Source organism: Actinomadura sp. NPDC048032, assembly GCF_040653175.1.
GTDB classification, from domain to species: Bacteria; Actinomycetota; Actinomycetes; order Streptosporangiales; family Streptosporangiaceae; genus Spirillospora; species Spirillospora verrucosospora.
Genome location: NZ_JBEZJP010000268.1, coordinates 1 through 11,211, shown reverse-complemented (window position 1 = coordinate 11,211; position 11,211 = coordinate 1). Strand labels below are relative to the sequence as shown.

Sequence of the window (11,211 nt, the reverse complement as noted above, 5' to 3'; positions counted from 1 at the left end):
GGTGCTCACCGAGGCGAGGAGCGCGCTCACGGCGACGATGCGCAACTTCCCCCGCCTCATGAACGACTCGCTGTGCGCTGGCCGCAGCCGGCTTCGCGGTGATGGCCACGCTGCGCGCGTTCCTGGACCACGACGGGCACTGGCAGGCCACCGCCGCCGCCCTGCGGGTGCACGTCAACACGCTGCGGAACCGGCTCGCCAAGATCGCCGAGCTGACCGGCCGCGACACCGCCCGCACCGCCGACCGCGTCGACCTGTTCCTGGCCCTGCGGGCCGCCGACATGGCCTGACCCGGGGCGGGCGGTCAGTGGGGGTGGACGTCCGGGTCCACCCGCGGGGGGCGGTGGGGACGCGGCCGGACGTCCGGATCGGCGAGCGCCGCCTCCGCCACGTCCCGGCAGCGGGCGAACGCGACGTCACCGCACTCCCGCGCGTACTCGATGAACCGGCGCAGCGCCAGCGCCCGGCCCGGCCGCCCGGACAGGAACGGGTGCACGCACAGGTTGAACAGGCACCGGTAGTGCCGCATGCCGTCCAGCTCCGCCCGCCACAGCTCCAGCACCTTGCCCGGCGACTCGATGACCGCCCCGACGTGCGGCTCGGGCAGGTAGGCGTACTGCTCCCAGTCGTCCAGCGACCAGTGCACCGGCAGCTCGACGATCTCGCCCGCCGCGGTGGGCACCCGGTAGGGCCGGTCGTCGCCCATCAGGGACGAGTCGTAGCGCAGCCCGTGCTCGGCCACCAGCTCCGCCGTCGTCCAGGACGCCTCCCACAGCGCCGCCCGGTGCCCGGTGATCTCGATGCCCTGCCCGGCGAACACCTCCAGGGCGCGCTCGAAGTCCGCGCGCTCCTCCTCCGGGGACATCGACGTGGGCGGACGGTGGGAGTAGGAGTGGTGCGCCACCTCGTGCCCGCGCTCGACGATGGAGGCGGCCAGCCCCGGGCGCCGCTCGGCCACCCAGCCCGGCACGAAGAACGTCGCCGGGACCTCCAGGTCGTCCAGCAGTTCGAGGATCCGGGGGAGCCCCACGTCCGGCCCGTAGGCCTGGTGGGACATCGTGCTCGCGTGCGCGGCGTACCGGCCGCCCTGGGCGAGGACCGGCGTCTCGGCGTCCACGTCGAAGCCCAGGGCGACCACCGCGGCGGCCCCGCCGTGCCAGCTTCCGGCCATGTCCCCGCCCCTCTCCTCGCCCTCCGCCGCCGGATCAGGCGTCCGCACCGGCCGCCAGCCGCCAGCGCCGGACGTTGTCCAGGGTGACCATCGGCGACAGCATCGCATGGTCGAACCGCTCGGACGGCGTGCCCTCGGCGAGGCGGCGCGGCAGGTCGGGGTGCACCAGCGCGCCCCTGGCCACCGAGACCAGGTCGGCGTGGCCGTCCGCCAGGACCTGCGCCGACAGGTCCGGATCGTGCATCCCCCCGTTGGCGATCACCGGGAGGCCGCTCACCCGGCGGGCCAGGCCGGTGACGGTGAGCCCCCGGTCCAGCCGCGCGGATTCGAGCCAGTTGCGCCCCTCGCTCGCGACGTGCAGGTAGCTCGCGCCCGCCTCGGCCAGCGCGGCGAAGATCACCTCCGCGTCGTGGGCGCCGCCGGGCCAGCGGTACCGGAAGTCGTTCACCTTGGTCTGCGACACCCGGACCCCGACGCTCCAGTCCGGCCCCACCTCCGCGCGGATCGCCGCGACGACCTCCGCCGCCAGGCGCACCCGGGACGCGACCGGCCCGCCGTAGGAGTCCTCGCGCAGGTTGGTGTAGTCGGTGAGGAACTGGTCCAGCAGGTAGCCGTTGGCGGCGTGGACCTCCACCCCGTCGAACCCGGCGCGCTTGGCGTTCGCCGCCGAGGCGACGAAACCGTCCACGGCCTGCCTGATGTCGTCCAGGCTCATCTCCTTGGGGGCCGTCCAGGGGCCGTGCCCGCCGTACTCGGGCATCTTGACGCCCTGCGGCACCACCGCGGACGGCCCCGCGGTGTCGTCGCGGTAGGGGTTCCCCTGGGACAGCGCGCCCGCGTGCATCAGCTGGGCCACGATGGAGCCCCCGGCCTCGTGCACACCGGCCGTGGCCTCTCGCCAAGCGGCCACGTGCCGCTCCGACACCAGGCCCGGCTGGTTGAGGTAGCCCTGGCTGTAGACGGTGTCGGTGTAGGTCCCCTCAGTGATGACCAGGCCGAAGCCGCCGCGCGCGAACTCCGTGTAGTACTCGGCCATCTCGGGGGTCGGGGTGCCGTCCGGCGCGGCCGAGACGCGTGTCATCGGCGCCACCACCAGGCGGTTGGACGTGCGCAGCCCGCCGGCTCGTCCCGGCTCCAGCGCCGGATGCGCGATCTTCACGGTCATCTTCGCTCTCCTTCTCGTTCCGTGGACCGGGTCGGGGCCGGTCCGTCTCACAGGACGTCGATCGCCATCGGGGTCGGGCCGTCGGCGTTGATCCCGGCCAGGTCCTGCGGGCACGCCGACACGACGACGACGCAGTCCATGACCGCCTCGAAGGTGATCGCGTCCCCGGCCCGGCTCTCGGCGGCCAGCCATCGCAGCCGTCCGGACGCCTCCACCGGGATCCGCATGAACACGTTGACCGGCTGCGGGACGGTGGCGGTCGACAGCCCCATCCCCGCCAGCGCCGATTCGAGGTTCCGCGCGCACGAGGCGTGCCCCGGCGCTCCGAGCCCCTCGTACCGGGCGGGGTCGCATGCGGCGATCAGCATGTCGTGCGAGCCGGGGGAGGTGTCGTCCGCCAGGGTCAGGATCGGCCTGCGCCGATCAGTGACGAACGACTCACCCACCTGGGGAAAGAGCCGGCTCGTCACGCTGCGGGTGTGCGCGGCGCTCAGATGCTCGCGCGGGTCGTCCGCGGCGAACGCGAACAGGTCGCCGACCTGGCCGCCCTCCACGTCCACCACGCGCACCCGCCGCCCGGCGCCCACCCGCACCGCCCGGCCTTCTCCGGCGGGCACCATCGTCCGTCCCATCGTCACCATGCCGGACAGCACACCACCGGCCGGACCGCCCTGGCCATAGAGCTTCATCCAGGCTTGTCGAGGTCGGGTGGACCTTCATCCATAGTCGACCGTCCCTGACGGGTCAGTGCCCGGCCCGCCCTCCGGCGTGCCCGCTTCGCGCCCGCACGGGGCGCGGCCGATGGCGGCCATGCACCCTCGGTCACGGCCGGTAACCGGCGGAGCGGGCCGCCGGTCGGTCGCCTCATGGTCCACGGCCCGCTCGCCGGACGCGGCCCGGACCGGAGCCACACCGCCGCCCGTTCCGAATGATCATGGCGCCTGGTCCGTTTCTCTCTGATATGGGCGGTACTCTTCCCGCAGCGTTCATGCGTGATGAAGGTGCCGTCGGCAGAGAGGGACACGGCAGTTGAGTAAGGGAACAGGCGACGCGCATCTTCCGGAGCTTTTGAGCTCCCGGCGCGATGTCATTCTTGACCGGTGGGTCAACCTGGTCGTCGCGGGGGTGCGCGGCCGGATCACGGAGAGTGAGCTCCGGGCCGAGCTCTCCGAGCTGTACGGGTTGATCGAGAAGGCGACAGGCGGAGAGCGGGAGGCGGCCGCGGAACTCCGGGCCGCGCTGACCGAGATCTCCCGCACCCGCGCCCGGCAGGGATTCAGCCCCAGCGAGACCGCGGTGAGCGTGTTCTCGATCAAGCAGGCGGTCCTGGAGCAGGTCGGCGCCCTCGGCGACGTGGCGGCGTACGCCGAGTTCACGGCGTTCTCCTCCGAGATCGACGATCTGGGGCTGCTGACCTTCGAGACCTACGCCGCCGCGCGCGAGCAGGTCATCGCCGACCAGACCGAGCAGCTGCTCGAACTGTCCACGCCCGTGGTGAAGCTGTGGGAGGGGATCCTCGGGGTCCCGCTGGTGGGCACGCTCGACTCCGCCCGCACGCAGGTGGTGATGGAGACCCTGCTGGAGCGCCTGGTCGAGACGGGCTCCCAGTTCGCGGTGATCGACATCACCGGCGTCCCGGCCGTGGACACCGAGGTGGCCCAGCACCTGCTGAAGACCGTGATGGCGGCCAGGCTGATGGGCACCGACTGCGTGATCTCCGGCATCCGCCCGCAGATCGCCCAGACCATCGTGGCGCTCGGGATCGAGTTCGGCGACATCCCGACCAAGGCCTCCCTGGCCGACGCCCTGGAGTGGGCGCTGGAGCGCAGCGGCACCCGGGTCGTCGCCGGGGCGGGGGCCTGATGGAGCGCGTGCCGATTCTGAAGATCGGCCAAGTCCTGCTGGTGTCGATCCAGATCGACCTGCAGGACCAGACCGTGCTGGCGCTCCAGGAGGATCTGGCCGACCGGATCGTCAGAACGGGCGCACGCGGTGTGATCATCGACATCACCGCGGTGGACATCGTGGACTCGTTCATCGGCAGGATGTTCGCCACCATCGCCTCGATGTCGCGGCTGATGGACGCCGAGACGGTCGTGGTGGGCATGCGGCCCGCGGTGGCGATCACCCTGGTCGAGCTGGGGCTGTCGCTGGGCGGCGTCCGCACCGCCCTGGACCTGGAGAAGGGCATGCGCCTGCTCGGCGCGCCGCTGCCGGCCATCGCCCCCGGCGCGGTGGACGCTCCGTGACGACTCCGGCGGGTGACTCCGTCCCCATCACCTCCAACGACGACGTGGTCCGGGTGCGGCAGCTCGTGCGGGCCGCGGCGGCGTCGGCGGGGATGTCGCTGGTCGACCAGACCAAGATCGTCACAGCGGCCAGCGAGCTGGCCCGCAACACCTTGGTGCACGGCGGAGGCGGCTCCGCGCGCGTGGAGTCCGTCGTCAACGCGCGGGGACGCGCCGGGGTGCGGCTGGTGTTCACCGACTCGGGCGGCGGGATCCCCGACGTGGCGCAGGCGCTGACCGAAGGGTGGACGAGCGGGGGCGGCCTCGGCCTGGGCCTGCCGGGCGCGCGGCGCCTCGCGGACGAGTTCGAGCTGGAGACCGAGGTCGGGAGGGGCACCACGGTGACGGTGACCAAGTGGATCCGCTGACCGGCACCGGATGGATGACCAGCCCGCCGCCCGGTGACGCGGTGTGGCTGCGGGCCGAGGAGGCCAGCGCGGCGGCCGGCGCCCGGCGCCACGCCGCCCGCCTGGCCGAGAGGCTCGGCTTCGCGGGGGAGCGCCTCGGGCAGATCCAGCTCGCGGTGACCGAGGCGGCCACCAACCTCGCCAAGCACGCCGTGCAGGGCGAGATGCTCGTACGGATCGTCCGGACGGGTGAGGAGGCCTCGCTGGAGCTCGTGTGCCTGGACCGGGGCCCCGGCATCACCGATGTCCGCGCGTCCCGCCTGGACGGGCACTCCACGTCCGGCACGCTCGGCCTGGGGCTCGGGTCGATCGAGCGGCTCGCCGATCGCACCGGAATGCATTCGCTCCCGGGCGCCGGCACCGTCCTGTACGCCGGGTTCACGCGGCCCGCCGGCAGGGAGGCGGGCCCGGCGCCGGGCCCGCCCTTCGCCGGGCTGACCCGGCCGATCGACGGGGAAGAGGAGTGCGGCGACGCCTACGCCGCGCGGCTGGACGGCGGAACGGTCTACGCGATGGTCTGCGACGGCCTCGGGCACGGGCCGATGGCGGCGCGGGCCGGCCGGGAGGCCGTCACGGCGATGCGCGAGGCCGTGCTGCCGGCGCGCCCCCTCGACCTGCTGCGCCAGGTGCACCAGCGCCTCGGGGCGACCCGGGGCGGCGCGGTCGCGGTGGCGGCCGTGGACCCGGCGGCGGGCGCGGTGCGGTTCGCCGGCCTGGGCAACGTCGCCGGATGGATCGTCGGTCCCGACCGCCGGCAGGGCATGATCTCGGTGCCGGGCATCGCCGGCGCGAAGACCCGGACGCTGCGCGAGCACGCCTACGAGCTGCCGGAGGGCGCCGCCGTGGTGCTGCACTCCGACGGGCTGACCGACAAGTGGGGCCCCGCCGGCCGTCCCGGGCCCTCCCGCGAGCCGCTGCTCATCGCCGCGGACCTGCTGCGCTCCGCCGGGGTGCGGCACGACGACCGCTGCGTGCTGGCCGTGACCACCGCCGGACGGAGGTGAGCCGATGCCGGAGGAACTGCTGCGCCTGCGGGTGGCCGACGACGAGGGGGTCTTCGCCCTCCGCCAGGCCGGCCGGCAGGTCGCCGCGGCGGTCCGGCTGGACGTCCAGGACCAGGTGCGGGTCGCCACCGCGCTCAGCGAGGTCGGCCGGGAGCTGGTGGCCCACTCGGGCAGCGTCGCGGTGGTCTTCTGCCTCGACGTGCGTCCCGTGCCGCGGCTGCTGATCGACCTGGAGTACGCGCCCGCGCGCGGCGACCGCCGTCCCATGGAGGGCGACGCCGCCGCCGCGCGCCTCATGGACCTGGTGGAGGAGACGGGGCTGGAGGCGAAGCGGACCGTCCGCCTCGCCAAGGACCTGCCCGCCGACGCCGTCGCGGTGGCGGGAGCGACGCTGGCCGACCTGCGCGCCCGGCTGGCGCGCCTGCAGCCCGCCACCGCGCTGGAGGAACTGCGGACCCAGAACGCCGAGCTGGTCGAGGCGCTGGAGGACGTCCGGCGGCAGAGCGAGGAGCTCCGCGCGCTCAACACCGAGCTGGAGGAGACCAACCAGGGCGTGATGGCCCTCTACAACGAACTCTCCACCGAGTTGGAGGAGACCAACCGGGGAGTGGTCGCGCTGTACGCCGAGCTGGAGGAGAAGTCCGACCAGCTCCGCGAGGCGGGCGAGGCCAAGAACCGCTTCTGGGCCAACATCAGCCACGAGCTGCGCACGCCCGTCAACGGCGTCATCGGGCTCGCCCGGCTGCTCCTCGACCCCGCGGCCGAACCCCTCACCGGGGAGCAGCGGCACCAGGTCTCGCTGATCGCCGGCGCCAGCGAGACCCTGCTCTCCCTGGTGAACGAGCTGCTGGACATGGCCAAGGCCGAACAGGGGCGGCTCGCGCCGCGCCGCACCCTCGTCGAGGTCTCCTTGATGCTGCGGCAGCTGGCGGACCTGATGACGCCCATGGCCGAGCAGTCGGGAGTGCGGCTCCAGGTGGACGCCGCCGAGGCGGGGGCCCTCACCCTGGTCACCGACGAGGTGATGCTGACCCGGATCCTGCGCAACCTGGTGGCCAACGGGCTGAAGTTCACCGACGAGGGCGAGGTGCGCCTGACGACCCGGCGCGCACCCGGCCACCTGGAGTTCGTCGTCGCCGACACCGGGATGGGCATCCCACCCGGCGAGCAGGAACGCGTCTTCGAGGAGTTCTACCAGGTACCGGGCGGCAAGCCGGGAGGAACGGGGCTCGGCCTGACCTACTCCCGCCGTCTCGCCCACGCCCTCGGCGGCGATCTGACGCTGGAGAGCGAGGTCGGCGCGGGCACGACGGTGACGCTGCGCCTCCCTCCGTACCTCAGCCTGGCCGAGCTCCGCCTCGCGCACGTGCTGGTCGCCGACGGGGACGGCGCCGCGCGCCGGCTGCTGCGGGACATGATCGGCGACGCCGCCGAGCGCGTCAGCGAGGCCGGCGACCCGGAGACCGTCCAGGACCTGGCGGCCTCCTCCGACTCGCCCGAGCTGATCCTGCTCGGTCCCGGCATCTCCGCCGCCGACGCGGTCGGCGGACCCGGCGGGCCGCCCGCCGGGACCGCCGTCGTGCAGATCGCCCCGTCGGACGCGGCCGCCTCGGACGGGACGCGGCCCGAGCGCGTCGACGCCGTCCTCGACCAGGCCCAGCTCGCCCCGGTCATGCTCGCCGACGCGGTGGCGCGGGCCCGGGCCCGGCGAACGGCGCGGACACCATGACCGACGTGATCCCCACCGCGACCACCCTGGTCGTCGACGACAACGAGACCAAGCGCTACATCATCGGCAGCTGGCTGCGCCGCGCCGGGCACACCGTCGTGGAGGCCGCCACCGCCGCCCAGTGCTGGGAACGGCTCGCCGAGCACCAGATCGACCTGGTCGTCCTCGACGTCCAGTTGCCGGACGCGAACGGCATGGAGGTCTGCGAGCAGATCAAGGCCGCCCCCGCGACGGCGTCGCTGCCCGTCGTGCACATCTCCGCCACGGCCGTCGAGGCCACCGACCGCACCCACGGGCTGCGGCGCGGCGCCGACGCCTACATGACCGACCCGATCGACCCGGGCGAGTTCATCGCCACCGCCGAGGCGGTCCTGCGCTACTACCAGGCCCGGCGCCGCGCCGAGCGGATCGCCGAGCGGATGGCGGCGTTCACCAGCACCTCGCTGGCCATCAACGCCGCCACGACCTTCGACGGGCTCGCGGCGGTGGCGGCGCGCGGCGCGTTCGACATCTTCTCGTCCCCCGCGGCGGTCTACATCCTCCCCCCGGACGGCCACGTGAGGAGGACCGCCAACCTGGGCGGCGAACCGTGGAACCGGCCCTGCCCTCCCGACGTGCCCGCGCGGCTCGCCGCGGCGACCGGCCTCGGCGACGACACCGGCACCCGCATCGCGGCCGTGCCGGTGGCGCGCTGGCGCGAGCTGCTGCCCGACAGCGAGCCGAAGGGCGAGGTCCTGCTGGTGACCTCGCGGGCCAAGCCCGGCCGCCCCGCGATCGGGGTGGCGATCGAGGCCGGCGGCGCGTCCGACGAGGACGCCACCCACCTCCTGCGCCAGCTGGGCCAGGCGGTGGCGCTGGCGATGGAGGCGCTGCGCTCCTACACCGAGGAGCACATGATCTCCCTGACGCTCCAGCGCAGCCTGCTGCCCGCCGTCCACCCCGCCATGCCCGGCTGGGCGTTCAGCGTCCGCTACGAGCCGGCCAGCGACCAGGCCGAGGTGGGCGGCGACTTCTACGAGGTCATCGACCGCGGCGAGGACGTCCTGGTGGCCATCGGCGACGTGCAGGGGCACTCCCTGCACGCGGCCACCGTCATGGCGGAGCTCCGGCACGCGATGCGCGCGTTCGCCGCGGAGGGCCATGGCATCACCGAGATCCTCAGGCTGCTCAACACCGTGATGCAGCGCTACCACGACGACCAGACCGCCACGATGTGCCTGATGTCGCTGGACGCGCGCACGGGACGGCTCCAGGTCGCCAACGCGGGCCACCTGCCGCCCCTCCACATCGCCGGGGGGCTGGCCGAGTACGGCGGCCGGGGCGGCCTCCTGCTCGGCTTCCCCGCCGAGCGGCTCGGCCTTGAGGAAACGACCGTCCCGCCGGGCGGCACCGTCGTGCTCATCACCGACGGGCTGGTCGAGGACCGCACCGTCTCCCTGGCCGCCAACCTCGAACGCCTCCGGGTCCTCGCCACCGACGTGGACGACGACCTGGAGGCCTACAGCGACCGCATCATCACCGAGTTCGGCCACCGCGAGGACGACGTCGCCCTCATCGTCCTGCGCCGCGACGCCTGAGTCAGAGGCGCCGAGGAATCGCCGGGAGTCACCGTCCCCGTGACACGCCGGGGGCGGGATCCGACCCGATCGCGTGCGCGGTGATTGACCCAAAACGTGCCTTCCCTTGAGCTAGTCGATCGAGGCAGCGGGAATCAGGCGAGGCGTACGGGAATCCACGCTCCGCGATCGTGCGCGGGCCATTAGGGAGTGCACTTGTCCTCGGCACCGGATCCGTCGGAACCGGAAGCGGAACCGGAGCGACGGCGAGGCCTTGACTACCTTCTCACCATTCCGAGGGGCATCGCGCAGGTCGATTTCCAGCCGAACCACTGGACCGGTCTGATCTTCCTCGCGGCCCTGTTCGCGGGCGGCTGGCAGTTCGGCGCCTACGGGCTTCTGGGGACGGTCGTCGCCACGCTCACCGCCCACCTCCTCGGCGTCTCCTGGCGGGACCGGATCTCGCTGGGCCTGGAGGGCTTCTGCGGCACGCTGATCGGCGTCAGCCTGGTGCTCTACCTGAACCCCCGGTGGATGACGGTCCTGCTGGTCATCGGCGGCGCGATCGCCGGCAGCGTGCTCACCTCGGCGCTGCGGGCGTTCCTCGCCCCGTACGACCTGCCCACGTTCACCGCGCCCTTCTGCGTGATCACGTCCGTGATGGTCATCGGCGGGCCGTCCTTCGGCCGGGTGTGGGCGGAGCACGCGGGCTCGGCCCCGCCGTCCGCGTCCGCTCCCGGCACGGCGATGACCTGGACCTACTTCTGGAAGGGCACGTTCAACGGCGTCGGCCAGGTGTTCTTCCAGGACAAGTGGTACGTCGGCCTGATCTTCCTGGCCGGCCTGGTCGTCGCCGGCTGGGTGACGGGGCTGGTGGCCCTGGTCTCCAGCCTGATCGGCCTGCTCACCGGCTGGGCGCTGGGGGCGCAGGCCGCCGACCTCGGGGCCGGCCTGTACGGCTACAACTCCGTGCTGACCGGGCTCGCGCTGTTCGGCACCTTCGTCGTCGTCACCTCGGTGAGCGCCGCCTACGCCGTGGTCGGCACGGTGGCGGCGGCGGGCCTGACGGCCGGCGTCGGCACCCTGTTCGAGGTGGTCGGAGGCCACACCCTCACCTGGCCGTTCGTGCTGGTGACCTGGGTGTTCCTCGCCGCCGTCCCGATGTTCAACAAGATCGAGCGCGCTGGGTGACCGCCGGCGGCGGTCGGGCGCGGAAGGGAAATCGATGAACCTCACCCCGCGGGAGATGGACAAGCTCGTCCTCTTCACCGCCGCTCAGATGGCGCAGCAGCGCCGGGACAGGGGCCTGAAGCTGAACTACGCCGAGACGGTGGCGCTGATCAGCTCCGCGATCGTGGAGGCGGCCCGGGACGGCAGGACCGTCGCCGAGTGCATGGAGCTCGGCAAGCGGGTGGTCGGGCCCGGCGACGTGCTGCCCGGCGTGCGCGCGATGCTGAAGCTGATCCAGGTCGAGGCCGCCTTCGACGACGGCACCAAGCTGGTCTCCTGCCACGACCCGGTCGGCGGCAGATAGTGTCCGGCGGCCGCCGGGTCGCCCTGGTCGGCGGGCACGAGAGCCGCCAGGGCCGGTGCCTTCCGGACCTGGCCGGTTCCGGGGGCCCGCGCGTGCACGCCGCGGGACGGGACCTGCACTCGGCGCTGCGGCCGGGCGACCGCCTCGTGGCGGTGCCGATGACGCTCGGGCGCGACCCGGACCTGCCGGTCGTCACCGCGCAGACCCTGAGGTGGGCGGCCCGGGAGCGGGCGCCGGGAGACCTGCTGCTGGCCGGGCCGCTGGCTCGACGTCGGTGCCATGGTGCTCCTGGCGGCGCTGGTCGGGTTCGTCGCCGTCGTGTGCCTGTGGCTGCTGTACTTCCGCGGCCTGGCGGAC

13 protein-coding genes are annotated in these 11,211 nt (G+C 73.5%); 10 read left to right on the top strand and 3 right to left on the bottom strand.

Annotated elements, in window-relative coordinates; translation table 11 throughout:
- The first annotated feature begins 101 nt into the window (after nt 1–101).
- On the top strand, nt 102–290 hold the full coding sequence (locus tag AB0C69_RS28175) for a helix-turn-helix domain-containing protein (protein ID WP_360358205.1): 189 nt from the start codon (nt 102–104) through the stop codon (nt 288–290).
- A gap of 14 nt (nt 291–304) precedes the next feature.
- Here AB0C69_RS28175 and AB0C69_RS28170 read toward each other — a convergent pair whose 3' ends face one another.
- The 3 genes from AB0C69_RS28170 to AB0C69_RS28160 are packed head-to-tail and all read right to left on the bottom strand — an operon-like array spanning nt 305 to nt 3,025.
- The gene (locus AB0C69_RS28170) at nt 305–1,171 is read right to left on the bottom strand and encodes a polysaccharide deacetylase (RefSeq protein WP_345179462.1); all 867 of its coding nucleotides are present in this window, start codon (nt 1,169–1,171) and stop codon (nt 305–307) included.
- Nucleotides 1,172–1,205: 34 nt separating this feature from the next.
- Entirely contained in the window at nt 1,206–2,336 is a 1,131-nt protein-coding gene (locus AB0C69_RS28165) for an NADH:flavin oxidoreductase (protein WP_345179460.1), read from the bottom strand.
- A gap of 47 nt (nt 2,337–2,383) precedes the next feature.
- Nucleotides 2,384–3,025, bottom strand: coding sequence for an urea carboxylase-associated family protein (locus AB0C69_RS28160; RefSeq protein WP_345179459.1), 642 nt, complete (start codon nt 3,023–3,025; stop codon nt 2,384–2,386).
- Nucleotides 3,026–3,365: 340 nt separating this feature from the next.
- Between AB0C69_RS28160 and AB0C69_RS28155 the strand changes: the two genes are divergently transcribed.
- From AB0C69_RS28155 to AB0C69_RS28115, 9 genes are all read left to right on the top strand, one after another.
- Entirely contained in the window at nt 3,366–4,199 is an 834-nt protein-coding gene (locus AB0C69_RS28155) for an STAS domain-containing protein (RefSeq protein ID WP_360358204.1), read from the top strand.
- Entirely contained in the window at nt 4,199–4,585 is a 387-nt protein-coding gene (locus AB0C69_RS28150) for an STAS domain-containing protein (protein WP_360358203.1), read from the top strand. The genes AB0C69_RS28155 and AB0C69_RS28150 overlap by 1 nt, the downstream gene beginning before the upstream one ends.
- Nucleotides 4,582–4,992: an anti-sigma regulatory factor gene (locus AB0C69_RS28145; protein ID WP_360358202.1), complete on the top strand. Its 411-nt coding sequence runs from the start codon at nt 4,582–4,584 to the stop codon at nt 4,990–4,992. Before AB0C69_RS28150 ends, AB0C69_RS28145 begins: the two co-directional genes overlap by 4 nt.
- Nucleotides 4,980–6,035 carry an ATP-binding protein gene (locus AB0C69_RS28140; RefSeq protein ID WP_360358201.1) on the top strand — a complete coding sequence of 352 codons (1,056 nt, stop codon included), beginning with the start codon at nt 4,980–4,982 and terminating at the stop codon, nt 6,033–6,035. Before AB0C69_RS28145 ends, AB0C69_RS28140 begins: the two co-directional genes overlap by 13 nt.
- Before the next feature lie 4 nt (nt 6,036–6,039).
- A complete protein-coding gene (locus AB0C69_RS28135) occupies nt 6,040–7,764 on the top strand; it encodes an ATP-binding protein (RefSeq protein ID WP_360358200.1) in 1,725 nt (574 codons plus the stop codon).
- Nucleotides 7,761–9,341, top strand: a complete 1,581-nt coding sequence (locus tag AB0C69_RS28130) for a fused response regulator/phosphatase (protein WP_360358199.1) — start codon at nt 7,761–7,763, stop codon at nt 9,339–9,341. The genes AB0C69_RS28135 and AB0C69_RS28130 overlap by 4 nt, the downstream gene beginning before the upstream one ends.
- A gap of 195 nt (nt 9,342–9,536) precedes the next feature.
- Nucleotides 9,537–10,511: an urea transporter gene (locus tag AB0C69_RS28125; protein ID WP_360358198.1), complete on the top strand. Its 975-nt coding sequence runs from the start codon at nt 9,537–9,539 to the stop codon at nt 10,509–10,511.
- Between the two features lie 34 nt (nt 10,512–10,545).
- The gene (locus AB0C69_RS28120) at nt 10,546–10,854 is read left to right on the top strand and encodes an urease subunit gamma (protein WP_360358197.1); all 309 of its coding nucleotides are present in this window, start codon (nt 10,546–10,548) and stop codon (nt 10,852–10,854) included.
- On the top strand, nt 10,854–11,211 hold a 358-nt coding region (locus AB0C69_RS28115; protein WP_360358196.1), incomplete at its 3' end, for a hypothetical protein. The genes AB0C69_RS28120 and AB0C69_RS28115, both read left to right, overlap by 1 nt.